The 19,867-nt window shown below is 72.1% G+C and carries 17 protein-coding genes; 8 read left to right on the forward strand and 9 right to left on the reverse strand.

Annotation, left to right across the window (positions count from 1 at the left end):
* Nucleotides 1-174 precede the first annotated feature (174 nt).
* The 3 genes from ACEYYH_RS06610 (at nt 175) to ACEYYH_RS06620 (ending at nt 4,868) form a co-directional block, all read left to right on the forward strand.
* Complete coding sequence (locus ACEYYH_RS06610; RefSeq protein ID WP_374977453.1) at nt 175-501, forward strand: WhiB family transcriptional regulator; 327 nt, start codon at nt 175-177, stop codon at nt 499-501.
* Between the two features lie 87 nt (nt 502-588).
* Nucleotides 589-3,465, forward strand: coding sequence for a glycosyltransferase (locus ACEYYH_RS06615; protein ID WP_374977454.1), 2,877 nt, complete (start codon nt 589-591; stop codon nt 3,463-3,465).
* Entirely contained in the window at nt 3,462-4,868 is a 1,407-nt protein-coding gene (locus ACEYYH_RS06620; protein WP_374977455.1) for a DUF5719 family protein, read from the forward strand. The genes ACEYYH_RS06615 and ACEYYH_RS06620 overlap by 4 nt, the downstream gene beginning before the upstream one ends.
* Before the next feature lie 13 nt (nt 4,869-4,881).
* Here ACEYYH_RS06620 and ACEYYH_RS06625 read toward each other — a convergent pair whose 3' ends face one another.
* The gene (locus tag ACEYYH_RS06625; RefSeq protein WP_374977456.1) at nt 4,882-5,322 is read right to left on the reverse strand and encodes a metallopeptidase family protein; all 441 of its coding nucleotides are present in this window, start codon (nt 5,320-5,322) and stop codon (nt 4,882-4,884) included.
* A gap of 105 nt (nt 5,323-5,427) precedes the next feature.
* On the opposite strand from ACEYYH_RS06625, the gene ACEYYH_RS06630 reads away from it, so the two are divergent.
* The gene (locus ACEYYH_RS06630; protein WP_374977457.1) at nt 5,428-5,634 is read left to right on the forward strand and encodes a DUF3499 family protein; all 207 of its coding nucleotides are present in this window, start codon (nt 5,428-5,430) and stop codon (nt 5,632-5,634) included.
* Nucleotides 5,635-5,650: 16 nt separating this feature from the next.
* On the opposite strand, the gene ACEYYH_RS06635 is transcribed toward ACEYYH_RS06630, so the two are convergent.
* On the reverse strand, nt 5,651-6,562 hold the full coding sequence (locus ACEYYH_RS06635; RefSeq protein WP_374977458.1) for a class I SAM-dependent methyltransferase: 912 nt from the start codon (nt 6,560-6,562) through the stop codon (nt 5,651-5,653).
* A 118-nt stretch (nt 6,563-6,680) separates the two neighbouring features.
* Here ACEYYH_RS06635 and ahcY point away from each other — a divergent pair, with 118 nt between their 5' ends.
* A complete protein-coding gene (gene ahcY / locus ACEYYH_RS06640) occupies nt 6,681-8,180 on the forward strand; it encodes an adenosylhomocysteinase (protein WP_374977459.1) in 1,500 nt (499 codons plus the stop codon).
* A gap of 58 nt (nt 8,181-8,238) precedes the next feature.
* Here ahcY and ACEYYH_RS06645 read toward each other — a convergent pair whose 3' ends face one another.
* A complete protein-coding gene (locus tag ACEYYH_RS06645; RefSeq protein ID WP_374977460.1) occupies nt 8,239-9,111 on the reverse strand; it encodes an RDD family protein in 873 nt (290 codons plus the stop codon).
* A 16-nt stretch (nt 9,112-9,127) separates the two neighbouring features.
* Between ACEYYH_RS06645 and ACEYYH_RS06650 the strand changes: the two genes are divergently transcribed.
* From ACEYYH_RS06650 to katG, 3 genes are all read left to right on the forward strand, one after another.
* Complete coding sequence (locus tag ACEYYH_RS06650; RefSeq protein ID WP_374977461.1) at nt 9,128-10,123, forward strand: stage II sporulation protein M; 996 nt, start codon at nt 9,128-9,130, stop codon at nt 10,121-10,123.
* Between the two features lie 64 nt (nt 10,124-10,187).
* Nucleotides 10,188-10,673, forward strand: a complete 486-nt coding sequence (locus ACEYYH_RS06655; RefSeq protein ID WP_374977462.1) for a Fur family transcriptional regulator — start codon at nt 10,188-10,190, stop codon at nt 10,671-10,673.
* Nucleotides 10,674-10,715: 42 nt separating this feature from the next.
* Entirely contained in the window at nt 10,716-13,025 is a 2,310-nt protein-coding gene (gene katG, locus ACEYYH_RS06660; RefSeq protein WP_374977463.1) for a catalase/peroxidase HPI, read from the forward strand.
* A 70-nt stretch (nt 13,026-13,095) separates the two neighbouring features.
* Here katG and aqpZ read toward each other — a convergent pair whose 3' ends face one another.
* The 6 genes from aqpZ to ACEYYH_RS06690 form a co-directional block, all read right to left on the reverse strand.
* On the reverse strand, nt 13,096-13,893 hold the full coding sequence (gene aqpZ, locus ACEYYH_RS06665; RefSeq protein WP_374977464.1) for an aquaporin Z: 798 nt from the start codon (nt 13,891-13,893) through the stop codon (nt 13,096-13,098).
* 163 nt (nt 13,894-14,056) lie between these two features.
* Nucleotides 14,057-15,358, reverse strand: coding sequence for a DUF58 domain-containing protein (locus ACEYYH_RS06670; protein WP_374977465.1), 1,302 nt, complete (start codon nt 15,356-15,358; stop codon nt 14,057-14,059).
* 5 nt (nt 15,359-15,363) lie between these two features.
* Nucleotides 15,364-16,380 carry an AAA family ATPase gene (locus ACEYYH_RS06675; RefSeq protein WP_374977466.1) on the reverse strand — a complete coding sequence of 339 codons (1,017 nt, stop codon included), beginning with the start codon at nt 16,378-16,380 and terminating at the stop codon, nt 15,364-15,366.
* The gene (locus ACEYYH_RS06680) at nt 16,377-17,564 is read right to left on the reverse strand and encodes a DUF4350 domain-containing protein (protein ID WP_374977467.1); all 1,188 of its coding nucleotides are present in this window, start codon (nt 17,562-17,564) and stop codon (nt 16,377-16,379) included. Before ACEYYH_RS06680 ends, ACEYYH_RS06675 begins: the two co-directional genes overlap by 4 nt.
* Entirely contained in the window at nt 17,561-18,247 is a 687-nt protein-coding gene (locus ACEYYH_RS06685; RefSeq protein WP_374977468.1) for a DUF4129 domain-containing protein, read from the reverse strand. The genes ACEYYH_RS06680 and ACEYYH_RS06685 overlap by 4 nt, the downstream gene beginning before the upstream one ends.
* Nucleotides 18,238-19,821 (reverse strand): glycerophosphoryl diester phosphodiesterase membrane domain-containing protein, encoded by a 1,584-nt coding sequence (locus tag ACEYYH_RS06690; protein ID WP_374977469.1) that lies wholly within the window; start codon nt 19,819-19,821, stop codon nt 18,238-18,240. The genes ACEYYH_RS06685 and ACEYYH_RS06690 overlap by 10 nt, the downstream gene beginning before the upstream one ends.
* Nucleotides 19,822-19,867 lie beyond the last annotated feature (46 nt).

Here is a 19,867-nt window from a genome sequence, read left to right on the forward strand (position 1 = left end):
ATGGGTTTCTCATCGGACCGTTATGACAGAGCGACACGCCGTCGGCGCGTCGTGAAGGTTCAAGAACCAGTTGAGCATTTACTATCTGCGACTTGACCTCGCCGAACTACACGGGTGTAATTAGCCGTACAACACGCACCAGCGTGGAGCAGGATCACGGGGGGTGAGAACGACATGACGGTTTCGCAATTCCGTTCCGGCGTTCCCGACGACTGGTTCGTCGATCCGGTTCAACTGGGGGTTCCGGGGGTACGCCGCAACATCGCTGCGGAAGAAGACAATCCGCTCGCATGGCAGACCGACGCACTGTGTGCGCAGACCGATCCGGAGGCGTTCTTCCCCGAGAAGGGCGGCTCCACGCGTGATGCGAAGCGCATCTGCACGTCGTGCGACGTGCGAGGCGAATGCCTCGACTATGCGCTGCAGAACGACGAGCGGTTCGGCATCTGGGGCGGTCTCAGCGAGCGCGAGCGTCGCAAGCTGAAGCGCCGAGCGGGCTGACGCGCACGCCGGTCGGCCGGTTCGATCCGGCCGACCCGGCGCGTGCGCCCGGCGTGACCTTCGAGCGCGACCTAGGCTGACCAGGACATGCCCACCGCCACGTCGAACACCGTCACCTCGAACCGCGTCCACGCCATCCTGGTGGTTCGTCCCGATGGTCGTACCCCGGCGGCATTCCATCTGAAGCGCACGCTGGCGGCGCTCCGCGAGCAGACGCGCCCCGCCGACATCCTCACGATCGTGGTGTGCGGAGGCGACGAGCATCTCTTCGAGATCACGGATGCTGCAGGCGCCGAGTTCGTCTTCCGGGCCTCGGCGTCGATGGGCTACGCGGCGGCGACTGCTCTCGTCGCGCCGCGTCTCGACGGTGACGCCGTGTGGCTCCTGGCGCAGGACACCGCACCGGAGCCCGACGCCCTCGCGCGCCTCGTCGGCGCCCTCGAGCGGTCGCCGTCGGTGGCCTTCGTCGCACCCAAGCTCGTGCGCTGGGACGACCGCACCGAGATCGTGTCGCTCGGCGCCGGGATGACGCGGTTCGGCCGCACGGTCGGCCTCGCCGACGACGAGCTCGATCAGGGTCAGCACGATGCACGGGAGGATGTGCTCGGCGCGGACGTCCGCGGCATCCTGGTCCGTGCCGACGCCTGGAATCGGCTCGGCGGCCTCGATCGGGGACTGTCAGGGGCCGACGAGGGACTGGATCTCGGCGTGCGGGCTCGCCTCGCGGGTGGGCGCGTCTCGCTCGTGCCCAGCGCTCTGGTCGCGACCGCGGGCGACGGCGTCGCGGGCCTCCCCACGCCGCTCACTCCGCAGCGCCGACGCCGCGCCGCCTACGCCGAGCGCGTCGCGCAGCTGCACCGACGGCTGGTGTACGCACCGGCCGTCGTCGCGTTCCTGCACTGGCTCACGATCCTCCCCCTCGCGCTGTGGCGCTCGGTCGTGGATCTCGTCCGCAAACAGCCCGGACGCATCGCCCCGGAGTGGGGCGCGGCGGCCGTCGCCCTCGTGCGTCTCGTGCCGGTGTGGCGGGCGCGGCGCCGCCTCGTGCACGCCCGAACGGTTTCGTGGGCCCAGATCGCGCCGCTGCGCACGACGCGGAGCGAGCTGCTCGAAAGGCTCGACGACGACCCCGAAGTCGCCCTCGGCGGCCACCGCCGCAGCGACCTGAGGTTCTTCGCCGGCGGCGGGGCGTGGCTCGTCCTCGCGGCGATCGTCGTGTCGGTCGCCGCGTTCCCGGCGCTGCTGGCCTGGCCGGTGCTCGGCGGGGGAGCGCTGCAGCCGCTCGCGACCACCGTGGCACAGCTCTGGGATGACGCCATGTTCGGCCAGCGCGCGCTCGGCCTCGACACGATCGGCCCCGCCGATCCGTTCGCGGCCGTGATCGCCGTGCTCGGTTCCCTCTGGGCGTGGGCGCCGTCCCGCGCGCTGGTGCTGCTCTGGGTGCTGGCGCTGCCGCTCGCCGCGCTCGGCGGATGGTTCGCCGCGACGCGGGTGACCGAGCGGGCCGGCCTCCGCCTCCTGGGCGGGGCGCTCTGGGCGCTGTCGCCGACCCTCCTCGTCGCACTGACGCAGGGGCGCCCGACCGGCGTGATCCTGCACCTGCTGCTGCCGTGGCTCTTCTACGCCGGCGCCGTCGCGCATCGCTCGTGGGCGGGTGCCGGTGCGGCATCGATCCTCCTGGCCGGCGTGCTCGCCACCGCACCTTCGCTCGCACCTGCGATGGTCGTGGTGTGGGTCGGCGCGATGCTGATCGCCCTCATCCTGCGCGCAGGCCGGGGCGTCGCCCGTCTGATCTGGACGCTCGTCCCTTCGGCCGCATTGGCGCTGCCACTCGTATGGAACGCGCTCGCGAACGGTCAGGCGTGGAGCCTGGTCGCCGACCCTGGCGTCCCGTGGGCAGGACCCCAGGTGGCGGCTGACGCCGCCGGGCGCGCACTGCTGGCCGCCGGGATCCCGACCCCCGACCTCGCGGGCTGGGCGGCACTTCTGCCCGACGGGCCGACGTGGTGGGTGCCGCTTCTGAGCGTGCCGCTGGCACTCCTCGCCCTCGCCGCACCGCTCACGCAGCGCTGGGCGGCGGGCATCGCGCTGCTCGTGATCACCGCCCTCGGACTCGGCACGGCGTTCGCCGCGGTGGGGATCTCGGTCGCGTTCGTGCAGTCCGCCACCGTGCCCCTCTGGCCGGGCACCGGGTTGAGCCTTGCCTGGCTCGGCGGCGTCGGCGGGGCGCTCGTGGCGCTCGACGCGGGCCTCGCTCCCCGAGTGGCCCTCGTGCGGGGGATCGCGGCGACTCTCGTCTTCGTGGCCGCGGCGACGCTCGCGGTTCCCTCCCTCACTGCGTTCACCCGCGGCACGGCGACCATCGCGGACGGTCCGGCCAGCACGCTTCCCGCCTTCGTCGCCGCGGAAGGCCGCGAGGATCCCGACGTCGGGACGATCGTGCTCACACCCCAGGCGGACGCGGGCGTCGCGGCCCAAGTGGTGTGGGGCGCCAGTGAGACGCTCGGCGGACAGACCACGCTGCTGTCGACGCGCACCACGTCGACGCCGCAGGATGACGAGCTCGCCGAGCTCGCCGCCGACCTGGTCACTCCGTCCTCGCAGGACGTCGTGGGACAGCTCGCCGAGCGGGGCGTCGGCTTCATCCTGCTCGCGCCGAGCACGGAACCCGAGACGGATGCCGCGCGGACGATGCGGCTCTCCGCAGTGACCGCGCTCGGTCAGCGCGACACGCTCGTCGTGGTCGGCGACACCGCCAAGGGTGAGCTGTGGCGCGTCGTGGACCAGATCGCCCCGCGGCCGGAGGAGGCGGCATCCGCCTCGGTGGTCGGCCGCTGGATCGCGTTCGGGCAGCTCGCGATCTTCGGCATCGCGCTGCTGCTCGCCGTGCCGACCGCCGCCTCGATCCGCGAGGCCCGGCGCACGCCGCGCGTCGTGGGACCCTACTGGCAGGAGGGCCGATGAGCGACCGGCGAGTGTTCCGCTGGGCGACGACGAGCGCCCGCCTGCTGATCGGCACGGCCGTGTCGGTCCTGGCGGTGATCGCGGTCGTCACCGCGGTGTCCGTGCCGTGGCCCACGCTCGTACGCCAGCCGCTGAGCATCCCCGCGACCCCGGCCCCCGCCGCATCCGTGATCGCCTGCGACGGCGGACTGCTGTCGATCGGGCGCACTCCCACCGCGGCGTCGACGGTGACCCTCGCCGCGCCGCAGTCGGTCATCGGAGGCACCGCCGACGGCGAAGGAGCCGCGCAGCAGCAGCTGCTGACGACGGGCGTCGGAGCCGGCCCGCTCGCGTACACCGCCGAGCCGCGCGACGACCAGGCGGTCGACATCGCCGCGACGGGTGCCGCGACGGCGAACGCCGACGACCTCGCGGGCTTCGCGGCCTCCGCCTGCCGCCCACCCCTCCTCGACTCGTGGCTCGTGGGCGGATCGGGAGCGACCGGCGCCGCCGATCTGGTGCTGCTCGCCAACCCGGGCACCGTCCCCGCCACCGTGCAGCTGACCGTCTACGGCGTGGACGGCCCGGAGACTCCGCCCGGCGGGGACGGACTCGTGATCGCGCCCGGCACGCAGCGCGTCGTCCCCCTCGCGGGTCTCGCGCTGGGTGAGGAGACCCCGGTCGTCCGAGTGTCGGCGATCGGCGCGCCGATCCACGCATCGCTCCAGGCGAGCATCACCCGCACACTGACCCCCGCCGGCGTCGATCAGGTCGGCCCGATCGCCAGCACCGAGAACACGCAGGTCATCACCGGCATCACGGTCACGCGACAGGCCGACGCCGACGGAGCGGCCGACGAGACGACGGTGCTGCGGATGCTGTCGCCCACGCTTGCGGCCACCGCTCGCGTGTCCGTCAACTCCGCCGGCCGCACGCAGGCAATCGGGGAACCGCAGGAAGTGTCCCTCGAGGCGGGCAAGCCGCTCGAGCTCGCCCTGAACGGCCTCCCGCCCGGCGCCTACACCGTGACGGTCGAGGCGGACGCCCCCGTGGTCGCGGCGGTATGGCAGGCGACGGGCGTCTCGGCGGGTGACGACTTCGCCTGGTACACGCCGGCGCCGGAGGTGACGGTGCCGTCCCTGTTCGCGACGCCCGGTGGGCCGACGCCCTCGCTGACGCTCGTGAATCCGTCCGGCGAGCCCGTGACGGTCGACGTCACCCCGACAGACGGCGGCTCGGCGCTCAACCTGACGGTTCCGGCGAACGGGTCGGTCGCGGTGCGCCTGGCGACGCGCACGATGTACCTGTTCGATCCGCAGGCGCCGGTGCGCGCCGGGCTGTCGTTCGCGGGCGACGGTGCGCTCGCCGGCGTGCCGGTGTGGCCGGCCGACGTCGCGACGCCCGAGATCGTCGTCTACCCCTGACGCGTGCCGGGGGTCAGAAGTACCGGAAGCGCTCCGGTCCGAGATCCCACGGGTCGCGGTCGAGGTATTCGGCGGCTGCGCGGAAGACGGCGCCCTCGACCAGCATGCGCCGGTGCAGCTCGTCGTCGCGATGCATGTGACTGAGGCGCTCGATCGGCAGGCGGTACAGGATGATGCGGCCCGCGTCGGGCAGCACCGTCCACCGGGGGATGCCGTCGTCGTCAGTGGCGGCGGGCATGTCGGCGACCTCGAAGCGGACGTCGCGCAGCTCCGGCCACGCCGACCGCAGGAACTCGGCCGCGGTGCCGACCGACAGGTCGAACCGATCGACGCGGGTGTCGAGCGGGGGCAGCGGCGGACGGACGACGGAGCTGCGCCCCTCGCGTCCGTGGCGTCCGTGACGGGACGCGCGCCGCGCCGTGCGCTCGCTGGTCTTGCTCCGACGCCACGCCATGCCCCCATCCTAGGTCTCGGCGGGAGGCGCGGACTCGAGCATCGCCACGCACGCTGCGGCGCGGCATCCGTCCCGGTGTCCACGGTGCGCGATAGCGTCTTCCCGATGCGCGAGAGAGTCTGCTCCAAGGTCGGATGCGCCCGTGAGGCGGTGTCCACGCTCACCTACGACTACGGCGACCAGATGGCGGCCCTCGGCCCGCTCGGAGCCGCCGGCGACCCGCACGCCCACGACCTCTGCGGGATCCACACCGACCGCCTCTCGGTGCCCAAAGGTTGGGTCGTCGTGAGGCACGAGACGCTCCGCGCCTGACCTGGCGCCGATCCGGTCAATCGCGGTGGGGCAGTGCCCGGCCCACCGCCCGCAGCGGCGCGGTCACGCGCCAACTCGTGCTGGACTCCAGGTCGTGAATCTGTCTGTCCCGCTCGCCGATAACGCCGCGGAGTGCTTCCGCGATCTGTATCCGCCGCTCCAGCTCGCCTTCAAGCTGCGTCGCGTGAAGGCGCGATTGGCGTAGCTGTTCTGCCAGCGACGCAGCCTGGCTCCGCTCCTCAGCTTCCGCGCCCAGACGCTCGAAGTCGCTCCGAATGCGCTCCGCGGTGGTTTCGTCTGCATCGAAGAGCTTGCGAAGTGCGTCCGTCCTTACCTCGCCGACGGCGAGCACACCGAGGCCGTGGCCATGGTGGAACGTGAAGCTCGGATTCACGCGCTGAAGTTGATTCCAAAGTCGCCAGACACCGAAGCCGCGCTCCCGTTCGGCGATGTCGTGAAAGAGGATGAGGCCACCATCGCGCACGACGCTGCGCCACTCCTCATAGTCCTCAACCGAGTCTTCGTAGCCATGGCGTCCGTCGATGTGTAGGAGGTCGACAGACGCGTCTTCGAAGATGGGCCGGGATTCGCTGAACCATCCGCGGACCAGTCTGACCGAGTCCGGATAGTCGCGCTCGGCGATTGCGCGAACCCCCTCCAGAACATCCTCGCCGTAGAACCCCGCGTGGTCATCGCCCTGCCAGCTGTCGAGCGCGCTGATGACCATCGGGTGGCCAAGACGCGCGGCGGCCTCCGCGAAGGCGAAGCATGAGAACCCCATGTGCGTCCCGAGTTCCACGACCGACGCCGGACGCAGGACGTCGATGAGCCACGCAGCGAAGGGTGCGTGCGTGTTCCACGCACTCACCGGGAAATGGACCGGCAGCCAGTACGAGGTCGGCCGCAACCAGAAAGCGCGCTGATCCATCACCGGTGCTCGTTGTGATGTCATAGGAGTGGTCAACGCTGTGCTCCGTCGCTCAAGGTCCTGCCAGCATACGTGCGGGAGAAGCTGCGGGCTTGGGTCCGCGTGGGAGAATGGGCGGATGCCGACCCACACGCCCGTCGCCACGCCTGCTGCCACCGAGGTCATCGAGTCCCGCGAGGGCTTCGAGTACGAGGTCGCCGACCTCTCGCTCGCCGAAGCCGGACGCCATCAGCTGCGCCTCGCCGAGAACGAGATGCCGGGGCTCATGGCGCTGCGCGAGGAGTTCGGCGCGTCGCAGCCGCTGAAGGGCGCACGCATCGCCGGGTCGCTGCACATGACGGTGCAGACCGCGGTGCTCATCGAGACCCTCGTCGCCCTCGGCGCGCAGGTGCGCTGGGCGAGCTGCAACATCTTCTCCACGCAGGACGAAGCCGCCGCGGCCGTCGTGGTCGGCCCGACGGGCACGGTCGACGCTCCCGCGGGCGTCCCGGTCTTCGCGTGGAAGGGCGAGACGCTCGAGGAGTACTGGCGCCTCGCCGACCGCATCTTCGACTGGACCGCCGAGGGCTTCGACGGCCCCAACATGATCCTCGACGACGGCGGCGACGCGACCGTTCTCGTCCACAAGGGCGTCGAGTTCGAGAAGGAGGGTTCGGTTCCGGATGCTGCGGCCGACGACTCCGCCGAGTACCGCATCGTCCTCGACACCCTGCGCGCGAGCCTCGCACGCGACCCGCAGCGCTTCACGCGCATGGCGGAGGGCCTCCTCGGCGTCACGGAGGAGACCACCACGGGCGTCCACCGCCTCTATGAGCTCGCAGCATCCGGCGATCTGCTGTTTCCCGCGATCAACGTCAACGACTCGGTGACGAAGTCGAAGTTCGACAACAAGTACGGCATCCGCCACTCGCTGCCGGACGGCATCAACCGCGCCACCGACGTGCTGATGGGTGGCAAGGTCGCGTTCGTGTGCGGCTACGGCGATGTGGGCAAGGGCGCCGCCGAGGCGCTGCGCGGTCAGGGCGCACGCGTCATTGTGAGCGAGGTCGACCCCATCTGTGCGCTGCAGGCCGCGATGGACGGCTACCAGGTCGCGCGTCTCGACGACGTCGCCGACCAGGTCGACATCGTCATCACGGGCACCGGCAACAAGGACGTCGTGACCGTCGACGACCTGCTGAAGCTCAAGCACCTCGCGATCGTCGGCAACGTCGGGCACTTCGACAACGAGATCGACATGGCGGGTCTCGAGTCCCTCGCCGGCGTCGAGAAGATCGAGATCAAGCCCCAGGTGCACGAGTGGCGCCTGCCGACCGGGCGCAGCGTGCTCGTGCTGAGCGAGGGTCGCCTCCTCAACCTGGGCAACGCGACGGGTCACCCGTCGTTCGTCATGAGCGCGTCGTTCACGAACCAGGTGCTCGCCCAGATCGAGCTGTTCACGAAGCGTGACGAGTACCCCACCGCCGTGTACGTGCTCCCGAAGCACCTCGACGAGAAGGTCGCGCGTCTGCACCTCGACGCCCTCGGCGTGCAGCTCACGGAGCTCACCCCCGAGCAGGCGTCGTACATCGGCGTGCCGGTCGAGGGCCCGTACAAGCTGGAGCACTACCGCTACTGACGGCCGCGGCATCCGCTCGCTCGTCGTCTGCGCGCCCCCATCTCTCGAACCAGGGGAGTCAGCGCTCGGGAAAGCCGCGCGGCGGGGCCGACACCGGTCCCGCCAGCGCATCGGCGCGCGCGGTCTCGAGGCGCAGGGCCCGCAGCTCGCGCTCGCGGCGCACGGCGACGACCCCGATGAGGAAGGTCTCGGTGTCGACGGACGGCACCGGTGAGACGTGCTCGGCGGCTTCGCGGGCGAGGGATGCCGCGACCCGCGCGCGTGCGGTCGGCTCCATGCTGGCCGCGGACCGGGCGAACTGTGCCAGACGCCGCGAGAGACGCTCGGGAAGTCGTGCGACGTCGGCGACGGCCGCCCACTCGACCAGCACCGGCGGGATGCCGAGCTGCGGGTCGGGCAGGCGCGGCGTGCGCGTGCGCTCGGAGTAGGTGCCGGCGAGCAGGTCGCCGAGGCGCTGCGACCGGGGCGTGAAGGCGCCGACGAGCGCGGCGACAGCGCCGAGCGTGAACCACAGCTCGAAGACGCCGACGAGGGCGCGGATGAACGCGTGCCGGAAGCCCGAGGCGCCGCCGTCGGTGCGCACGATGCGCCCGCCCACGGCGAGCTTGCCGAGGCTGCGCCCGCGGGTGGTGGTCTCGACGATGGTCGGGATCGCGACCATGACGAGCACGAGCAGCACGATCGTGAGGATGGGCATCACCGCCTCGTCGACGGCGCCGATCCCGGCGAGCCAGGTGATGCCCCACACCAGCAGCAGGAAGACCACGACGCCGAGGATCATGTCGATGATCACCCCGAGCGCGCGCATGAAGAACCCGAGCGGCTGCACATCCAGCGCGACGGCCTCGCCGGTGAGCACCTCGTCCTGGTGGATGTCGACGATCGCGGGGCGCGTACCGCTCGTGGTCGGGGCAGCGTTCGGAGCGCTCATGGCTACAGTAAAGCGCATGGACCTCGACGCGCTGACCGCCGCTCGGCGCGAGGAATGGGCGCGGCTCGACGAGCTCAGCCGCGCCCGCCGCCTCTCGGGCGCCGAGGTGGACGAGCTCGTCACGCGGTATCGCGCGGCCTCCGCCGACCTGGCGGACGCGAAGACGTCCGCGGGTCGCAGCATCCAAGGCGATCACATCTCGACCATGCTGGGTCGGGCCCGGCTGCGGCTGACGGGTGCACCCGAGAACGTGATGCGCCAGATCCCGCGCTTCTTCGCGCTGCAGCTCCCGGCGGCGCTCTACCGGGTGCGGTGGACGACGCTCGCGATCGCGATCGGCTTCGTCATCGTGATGGTCGTCGTCGCGCTGTGGGTGTCGGGCGACCCTGCGCTGATCGCGAGCCTCGGCAGCCGGGCGCAGCTCGAGCAGTACGCCGAGAACCAGTTCACCGACTACTACAGCGAGAATCCCGCGGCCGTATTCGCCGGCACGGTGTGGACGAACAACGCCTGGATCGCCGCGCAATGCGTGCTGTTCGGGATCACCGGCATCTGGCCGATCATGGTGCTCGTGCAGAACGCCGTCGGCGTGGGCACCGCGGCGGCGGTCATGGCCGCGTTCGACCGCGGCGACGTGTTCGTGCTGTACATCCTCCCGCACGGCCTGCTCGAGCTCACGTGCATCTTCGTGGCCGGGGCGGCGGGTCTGCAGATCTTCTGGGCCTGGGTCGCCCCCGGTCCCCGCTCACGCGGCGAAGCTCTCGCATCGGCCGGGCGGTCCCTCGCGACGATCGCGATCGGCCTCGTGATCGCGCTCGGTGTCTCGGGCGTCATCGAGGGCTTCGTGACGGCGCAGCCGTGGCCGTGGCCGGTCAAGATCGGCATCGGCGCGGCGGCGCTCGCGCTGTTCCTCGTGTACATGCTGGTGGTCGGGCGCCGCGCGCATCGGCTGGGGGAGACCGGGGACCTCACCGAGTACGAGGCCGGCACGCCGACGTTGGTCGCCGGATGAATTCGCAGGACCGAGGCCGCATACCACTGTTTTGAATTACTCAAAACAACGCTAGGCTCGGGGTATGACCCCGCACACTCACGTCGACGCGCGCGCCGTCGACGCGGCGACGCGATTGCGTGCTGCCGGGCTGCGGGTCACCGATTCACGGCGCGCCGTCGTCGACGCGCTGATCGAACGCCCCCACGCGAGCGCCGACGAGCTGTTCGCCGTCGTCGCCAGCACCCTCCCCGCCACGAGCCTGCAGTCCGTCTACAACGCCCTCGGCGACTTCGTCGACGCCGGCCTCGCGCGCCGTATCGAGCCCGCCGGTCGCCCCGGTCTGTTCGAGCTGCGCGTCGCCGATAACCATCACCACCTCATCTGCTCGCGGTGCGGCGCCGTCGAAGACGTCGACTGCGTCGTCGGCGAGGCGCCGTGCCTGACGCCCTCCGATGCGCACGGCTACGCCGTGCGGGTGGCCGAGGTGACCTTCTGGGGCGTGTGCCCCGCGTGCACGGCCGACGTCGACGCCGGGCCCGGCGCACGGGCCGAGGCCGCAGCATCCTGATCCCGTCCCGATTCCCCAGCCCATCCCGATTGGAAGGAAGCCATGACCGACACCAACGAGACGATCCCCGAGATCGGTGAGAACCCGACCGACGTCGATCAGGCGGTCACACCGATCGACACGCCGGTCGACGATCGCGAGGACGGCGAGACCCGCCCGCGTCCGAACGAGACCGAGGGCTGCCCCGTCATCCACGGCGGCCAGCCGCACCCGACCACCGGAAACGCCAACAGCGTGTGGTGGCCGAACCAGCTGAACCTCAAGATCCTCGCCAAGAACCCCGCGGTCGCCAATCCGCTGGGCGAGGACTTCGACTACAAGGCGGCCTTCGAGTCGCTCGACCTGGCCGCGGTCAAGGCCGACATCGCCGAGACGCTCACGACGTCGCAGGACTGGTGGCCCGCCGACTTCGGCAACTACGGCCCGCTCATGATCCGCATGGCGTGGCACAGCGCCGGCACCTACCGCGTGACCGACGGCCGCGGCGGTGGCGGCGCCGGCCAGCAGCGCTTCGCGCCGCTGAACAGCTGGCCCGACAACGTCAACCTCGACAAGGCGCGCCGCCTCCTCTGGCCGGTCAAGAAGAAGTACGGCCAGTCGCTCTCGTGGGCCGACCTCATGATCCTCGCGGGCAACGTCGCGCTCGAGTCGATGGGCTTCAAGACCTTCGGCTACGCCGGCGGCCGCGCCGACGTGTGGGAGCCGGACGCCGACGTCTACTGGGGGCCTGAGACCACCTGGCTCGCCGACGAGCGCTACTCGGGCGACCGCGACCTCGAGCGCCCGCTCGCCGCCGTGCAGATGGGCCTCATCTACGTCAACCCCGAGGGCCCGAACGGCGAGCCCGACCCGCTGAAGTCCGCGCGCGACATCCGCGAGACCTTCGGCCGCATGGCGATGGACGACGAGGAGACCGTCGCGCTGATCGCCGGTGGCCATACCTTCGGCAAGACGCACGGCGCCGCGCCCGACACGAACGTCGGCGACAACCCTGAGGCCGCCGGTCTCGAGGAGCAAGGCCTCGGCTGGAAGAACAGCCACGGCACGGGTCACGGCGACGACACCATCACGTCGGGCCTCGAGGTCACCTGGACCTACCACCCGACGCGGTGGGACAACGAGTTCTTCCACATCCTCTACGCCTACGAGTGGGAGCTCATGCGCAGCCCGGGCGGCGGCCACCAGTGGCGCCCGATCAACGGCGGCGGAGCCGACATGGTGCCCATGGCGCACTCGAACGGCCGTCGCGAGCCGCGCATGCTCACGAGCGACCTGGCCCTTCGCACCGACCCCGCGTACGACGCGATCTCGCGGAAGTTCAAGGACGACCCCGAGGCGTTCGCCGACGCGTTCGCCCGCGCCTGGTTCAAGCTGACCCACCGCGACATGGGTCCGATCGAGCGCTACCTCGGCACCGAGGTCCCCGCTGAGGAGCTGCTGTGGCAGGACCGCGTGCCCGCGGTCGACCACGACCTCATCGACGCCGCGGACGCGGCGGCGCTGAAGGCGCAGATCCTCGACACCGGGCTGAGCGTGTCGCAGCTCGTCGAGACCACGTGGGCGGCAGCATCCTCGTTCCGCGGCAGCGACAAGCGCGGCGGCGTCAACGGCGCCCGCATCCGCCTCGCGCCGCAGAAGGACTGGGAGGTCAACAAGCCCGCCCAGCTCGCCACGGTGCTCGCGAAGCTCGAGCAGATCCAGGCGTCGTTCAACGACGGCCGCACCGACGGCAAGAAGGTGTCGCTGGCCGACCTCATCGTGCTCGCGGGCAATGCGGCGGTCGAGAAGGCGGCGAAGGACGCCGGTGTCGACGCCGAGGTGGTCTTCCACCCGGGCCGCACCGACGCCACGCAGGAGCAGACCGACGTCACCTCGTTCGCGTTCCTCGAGCCGACCACCGACGGATTCCGCAACTACTACGGGCCGCAGGCGTTCATGCCCGAGGAGCACCACCTCATCGACCGCGCCAACCTGCTCACGCTGAGCGCGCCGGAGCTGACGGTGCTCGTCGGCGGTCTGCGCGTCCTCGGTGCGAACTGGGACGACTCGGAGTACGGCGTGTTCACCGACCGCAAGGGCGTGCTCACGAACGACTTCTTCGTGAACCTGCTCGACCTCGGCACCACGTGGAAGCCGCTCGACCGGGGCGCGCACGCGTTCGCGGGCGTCAAGGACGGCTCGGGCGCGCCGGTGGGCATCGGCACCCGCGTGGACCTGCTGTTCTCGTCGAACTCGGAGCTGCGCGCCGTCGCCGAGGTGTACGCCTCGGACGACGCGAACGAGAAGTTCGTGCGCGACTTCGTCAAGGCGTGGGGCAAGGTCACCGAACTCGACCGGTTCGACCTCGTCTGACACCCGCCGAGACGCAGAAGAGCGGCCCGTCCCCGGAAGGGGGCGGGCCGCTCTCGCGTTCGGATCGGGACTACTTGACGCGCGCCTCGGCCTGGACCGGGGGCAGTGTGCCCTTCGGCTCGAAGAGCGCGCGGTGCAGGACGCCGGCGAGCAGGCCGCCGACGATCGGGAACACGATGAACACCCACAGCTGCGACAGCGGGCCCGGGCCGCCGTAGATCGCCGCCGCGATCGAGCGGGCGGGGTTCACCGACGTGTTGTCGATCGGGATCGAGATCAGGTGGATGAGCGTCAGCGTGAGACCGATCGCCAGCGGCGCCAGCGCCGCCGTACCGCGCGTGGAGTGCGTGACACCGAGGATGATGAGCACGAAGATCGCCGTCAGCAGCACCTCCGCGATGATCGCCGCACCCAGCCCGAAGCCGCCGGGCGACCCGAAGTCGCCGGTGCCGTAGCCGTTCGACGCGAAGCCGCCATCCTGGGCGTTGGCCAGCCAGTTGTCGGTGCCGAAGATGCCGATCAGCACGATGAGCGTCGTGCCGAGGGCGCCGCCGATCACCTGCGCGATGATGTAGCCGATCGTGTTCTTCCACTCGAAGCGACCCGCCGCGGCGAGTCCGAGCGTGATCGCGGGGTTGAAGTGGCCGCCCGAGATCGGCCCCCACGCGTAAGCGCCCGCCACGACGGTCAGGCCGAACGCCAGCGAGACGCCGACGAACGCGATGCCGAGCGGATTGCCGTCGTCCCCGGCCGGGAAGTTGGCCGCGAACAGTGCCGCGCCGACACCGCCGAAGACGAGCAGAAACGTTCCCAGGGCCTCCGCGACGAGCCTGTTCACCGTGGTGGGCGGGATGGTGGTATCCGACATGGCGGACTCCTTTCCTCGCCGTGAGGCTAGCGCCATCTTCAGCGGTTTCCCAGGAACCGCGCGCGGAGTGTCCTCGTATAACGCCTGATCTCCGGAAGTTTCTCCACCGCTTCAGGTGATCTTTCCCGCCCGTTCACGGGGACGGATGCTGCGCACCGGCGCGTCAGAGACGACCGGCTGCCTTCAGCGCGAGGTAGCGGTCGGCGATCCGCGGCGGCAGGTCTTCGGGGGTCGCGGCGATCGCCTCGCCGCCAGCCCGGCCGATCGCGGCCGCGACGACCGCGGCGTCGTGGGCGCTCTGCTCGATCGCCGCCGCGCGGTACACGTCGGCCGCATCGGGGCGTTCGGGGAGGGGATCCTGCTCGTCGGTGACCGCGCCCACCAGCACCTGCGCGCCTCGGGCGAGCGCGGGAAGCGAACCGAGGAAGCCCCGCGCCGCCTCGGCGGCGTCCTGCGCCGTCAGCAGCACCACAAGGGAGGGGCGGGAGGTGAGCGTGCGCACCTGGGCGAACGCGGCGTCCCAGTCGGTGTCGATCAGCTGCGGCTCGACGGGCGCCATCGCATCCACCATCGCCGGCAGCAGGCCCGGTCCGTCCACTCGCGTGACGCGGGCTCGGATCGTCCGGTCGAACATCAAGAGGTGCACGTGGTCGCCCGCCCGGGTCGCGAGTGCCGCGAGCAGCAGTGCCGCCTCCATCGCGGCATCCATCCGCACCCCGTCGCCGACCCGTGCCGCGGCCGTGCGTCCGGTGTCGATCACGATCACGACGTGGCGGTCGCGCTCGGGGCGCCACGTGCGCAGCATCGTCGTGCTCGCGCGAGCCGTCGCGCGCCAATCGATCGAGCGCACGTCGTCGCCGCGCACGTACTCGCGCAGCGAGTCGAACTCAGTGCCCTGGCCGCGCACCTGCACGCTCGTGTTGCCGTCGAGCTCGCGCAGGCGGGCGAGCCGCGAGGGCAGGTGACGCCGGGAGGTGAAAGGCGGCAGCACGCGCAACGTGCCCAGTGCGTCCAGACGCGCCTGGCGTCCGGCGAGGCGGAGCGGCCCGTCCGAACGCACGACGACGAACCGCGAGCGCAGTTCGCCCCGGCGACGGGGGAGCAGTGGGATGGCGATGGTCCGGGCCTCGCCGGGCGGGATCGCGATCGCGGTGCGTTCCGCCGATGCCCCCGCTGTGGGCTGCCACGCATCGCGCACGCGGCCGCGCAGCGTGCGCTCGCCGCCGTTGCGCAGCACGAGCTCGGCGACCGCCGGCTGCCCGAGGAGCACGCGCCGAGGCACCCTTCGCGTCACCGCGATCCGGCGCGGATCCGGTGCCGCCGCCGCGTCGCCGAGCGTCGCGGCGAGGCACAGCAGTACCCACCCCGCGGTCGCGATCCACGCGTCGACACCCGCCGCGGAGAGCAGCACGACGGGCACCGCTCCGACGGCGAGGAGCAGCGGCAGACGACCGGTGACGTACATCGGGATCAGATCGGGACGCGGGTCTGCTGCAGCACCGAGCCCAGCACGGCGTCGACGGACACACCCTCGAGCTCCGCATCGGGGCGCAGGCGGATGCGGTGGCGCCACGTCGGCAGCAGCATCGTCTGCACGTGGTCGGGCGTGATCGCGGGATACCCGCCGAGCCACGCCCACGCCTTCGACGCCGCGAGCAGCGCGGTCGCCGCGCGCGGGCTCACCCCCAGCTGCACCGAGGGGCTCCGGCGCGTGGCCTGCGCGAGATCCACGACGTAGCCGAGCACGTCGTCCGAGACGGTGACGGATGCTGCGGCCCGCTGCGCCGCGCGGATCTCCTCGGCAGTGGCGGCGCGACGCAGGCCGGCCCCTGCGAGGTCGCGGGGGTCGAATCCGCTCGCGTGGCGGCGCAGCACGGCCAGCTCGGCATCCCGCGCCGGCACCTCGACGATGAGCTTCAGGAGGAACCGGTCGAGCTGCGCCTCGGGGAGCGTGTACGTGCCCTCGTGCTCGATGGGGTTCTGCGTCGCCGCGACGAGGAACGGGTCGGGGAGCGGTCGGGTCACGCCGTCGGTCGAGACCTGGCGCTCCTCCATCGCCTCGAGCAGCGCCGCCTGCGTCTTGGGCGGTGTGCGGTTGATCTCGTCGGCGAGCACGACGTTCGTGAAGACCGGACCCTCGCGGAACTCGAACTCGCCCGTCTTCGCGTCGTAGACGAGCGAGCCCGACACGTCGCCGGGCATGAGGTCGGGCGTGAACTGGATGCGCTTGGTATCGAGGCCGAGCGCGGTCGAGAACGCCCGCACGAGCAGGGTCTTGGCGACGCCGGGAACGCCTTCGAGCAGCACGTGGCCCCGCGAGAGCAGCGCGATCAAGAGGCCCGTCACGGTGCCGTCCTGCCCGACGACGGCCTTGCCGACCTCGAGGCGCACGCGGTTCATCGCCTCGCGGAGCGCGGCATCGTCGAGGGGCGCGCGGTCGGTCGCGGCGGGAGCCGGGCTGTTCGCGGTGGCGGGCGTGTCCGTCATCGGGGATTCCTTTCGGGGCGGACGGCCGCGCGGACGGCGTCCTCGAGATCTCTCAGGCGTGTGCTCAGGGCGACGAGATCGGCGTCGCCGCGGGGGATGTCGTCGATCAGGATGCCCCGCACCGCCCGCCGGTCGAGCCCCGTGCGGCCTGCGGCGGCATCGGCGATCTCGGGTGCGGCGGCGCCTGCGGCAAGCCCGAGAAGGGCGGCGATGCGGCGCAGGGCGCCGATGCGGAGCCGGTCCGCAGCGTGCAGGGGATCGCCGGCGCGCGCGTAGAGGCGCGCACGACCTTCCGTCGTCTCGGACGCACGCACCGTCACCGGCAGGCGCTCCGCGACCAGGGGACCGAACCGGCGGCCGCGCCACACGCCCGCCGCGATGCCCGCGACGAGGAGCAGCACGATGACCCCGCTCACCCAGGGCGGCGTGAGATCGCCGAGGGAGGGGTCCGTGTCGGCGAGGTCGGTGTCGGCGGGACTCGGCACGTACCAGACGACGAGCGGATGCCGCCCCATGAGGCCCACCGCGAGCGCGGCGTTGCCGTTCTCGGCGAGGTGCTCGTTGGTGAAGAGCGGGCGGGCGTCGACCGCGGCGACGCGGCCGCCATCGGTGGCGTCGACGAGGAGTCCGAATCCGTCGGAGGCCGGGTAGCACCCGTCGTCGGCGCGGTAGAGGGCGCCCGGAGCGACGGCGCCGGCGCGGATGGCGTCGTCGACGTCGCAGTCGGGCTCGATCGCCGTGTCGGGAGCGACCCCGGCGGGCGCGGAGCCCGGGAGCAGCAGATCGAGCGTGCGGGCGCGCGGCTCGACGAGCACGACGTCGGTCGCGCCGGCGGCGAGGTCGGCGACCGCCTCGTCCGAGAGCGCCGGCGCGTCGGGCAGCACGAGCGTGGCGGGTCCGGTGCCGAGAGCCTCGGTCGCCGACGCGCGGTCGCGCGCGACCCGCACCTCGACGCCGTGGTCGCGCAGGATCTCGGCGAGTGCGTGGGTGCCCGCGGGGCCGGTCGAGTCCGGGTCGAGCGCATCGCGCTGGGCCCACTGGTTCGCCGCGGACACCGCGCCGCCGATCCCGCCGATCACGAGCAGGGCGAGTCCGATCGAGACCCACGCCGCGATGCGCCGGCCGCGCCGGGGCGCAGCATCCGGTGTCGATGTCTCGGGCGGGGTGACGGTCGCCGTGCTCACGCGGGGATCTCCTCGCGCGCGACCGGGCGGGCTGACGAGACCGCGTCGTCAGTGGATGCGACGAGACGGTAGAGCTCCTCGGTGCCGGGGCGGCGCAGGTAGCGGACGTCGTCGAAGGCGGTCGCTGCGGCTTCGAGCCGGGGTTCGAGCGCGGGGAAGGCCGCGCCGGCGGCGCGGGCGAACGCGTGCACGGTCGCGCCCGGCGGCGGGTCGACGACGCCGCGTTCGAGGCAGCCGCGCGCGAGCGCGCGGAACCGCAGCACGATCGCGGCGTCCCAGTCCGACGCGCGGGCGCGCTCGGCCGCGGCCGCGCGCAGCTCGGCGGCGGAGCGGTGCTCGGCCTCGCCGAACAGCAGCGGTGTCCGCGGCGCTGCGCGGCGGCTCACGCGTGGCACGCCCCACAGCAGGAATGCCGCGACGATGACGACGGTGACGACGATGGCGGCGACGAGGGCGAACGTCGAGCCCCAGCCGCCCGAAAGATCGGGGTTCAGCAGCGACGCGATGAAGTCGCCGACGGCGCGCGCGATGCGATCGAACGGGGTCGGCTCGGCGATGTCGTAGGCGGGGTCCGACAGCTCCTGCTCCGCCCACCGCCGCGCCTCATCGCCGTCCGGCGTGAGCGGCGGGACGGCGTCGGAGACGCGCGCGAGCGCGCGGGGCACGGCGGGGGTCAGGCCCACGGCGACTCGCGGTCGGCGGCGTCGGGCGCGGCGCCGGGGGCGGTCCAGCGAGTGGGGGAGTGCTCGTCCGACGGCGGAGGAGTCGCGGGGTGCGCGGCGGGCGGAGCGGCCGGCGGCTGAGCGGGCGCCGGTGGCTGAGCGGGCGCCGGTGGCTGAGCGGGCGTCGGCGCCGCGGGGCCGGGCTGCGAGGCGCCGTACGCGGGCGGCTGGGCGCCGTACCCCGGCTGCGCCGGCGTCGCGTACCCCGGCTGCGCCGGCCTCGCGTACCCCGGCTGGGCGGGCGCGCTGTATCCCGGCGGCGGCCCGTATGCCGGCGGTGCCCCGTACCCGGGTTGCGGTGCGTACCCCGCCGGTGGGCCGTAACCCGGCTGCCCCTGCGCGGAGAACACGGCGCCGGCCGGCGCCGGCGGGTAGCCCGGCGTCGGGTACCCCGGTGGGTACGGTGCGTAACCCGGCACCGGGTACGCGCCGGCAACGCCCCGCGGCGCGATCTCGCGCCCGATGTGCTCGCGATAGGGGTCGGCGAGGGCGGTGGCTCCGGCATCCCGTCGTTCCACGTACGCGAGCAGGTCGAGGTCGAGCCCCTCGCGGCGCATGCGGCAGTCGATGTAGATGAGCGCGGTCGCGGTGGACTGCACGACGACGGCGACCGACTGCAGCAGCAGCGTCAGCACCTGCGTGAGGAGGGTCGCGGCGACGAAGCCGATGATGGCCGTCGGCTCGGGATCACCCGTCGGCGCGATGATCGTCGTCAGCCCCATCGAGAGGAAGCTCATCGGGAGGCTCACCACCTGCGCGACGGCGGCGAAGATGACGCTGATCACGATGATGATGCCGAGCGCCGGCCAGAAGCGACGGCGCGTGAGGCTCCACGAACGAGACAGCGCCTGGACGATGGTGGCGTGCTCGATGATGATGGCCGCCGGCACCAGCAGCAGCTTGATCATCAGCCACCACGTGAGGGGGATCGACGCGAGGATGACGAGGATCGTCAGCACGATCGCCGCGGGCGGCGCCGCGATGGCGATGCCGACGATCGCGAGGACGACGACCGCGACCAGCGCGATGATCGCCAGGATCACGAGGAACGAATAGCCGATGAGGCGCCACGCGATGGGCTTCACCTGGCGCCAGAGGGCGCCGAGGGTGAGCTTCTCGGCCACGGCGGCGTGCGTCACCTCGACGACGACGATGCCCTGCACGATGACGCTGAGGGCACCCGCGGCCAGTGACAGCACGATGCCCGCGACGGCGGTGAGCGCGATCGATCCCGCCATGACGGTGTCGTACTCCTCGGTGCCCGGCCGCAGCGTGTCGAGCCGCGAGAACGACGCCCACCCGATCGCGAGCACCCCACCCAGCACCACGATGTAGGCGAGCGTCTGGACGACGAGTGCAAAGCCCAGCAGCACCCGCGGGTTCTGTCGCAGCGCCGAGAACGAGCGGCCCAGGATCGTGCCGAACGACAGCGGGTGCAGCGGGATGATCCCGGGGCGTGACGCCGGCGTCCACGCCGGGTATGCGGACACGATTCCCCTCTCGGTCGGCGGCGCGTCGCGGGCGGTGCGGCGCATCGGCCGCGCCCTCAGGACGGCGCTTGCCCCTATCGTTCCACATCGC

The organism is Microbacterium trichothecenolyticum (assembly GCF_041938625.1).
In the GTDB taxonomy this organism is placed as follows: Bacteria; Actinomycetota; Actinomycetes; order Actinomycetales; family Microbacteriaceae; genus Microbacterium; species Microbacterium trichothecenolyticum_D.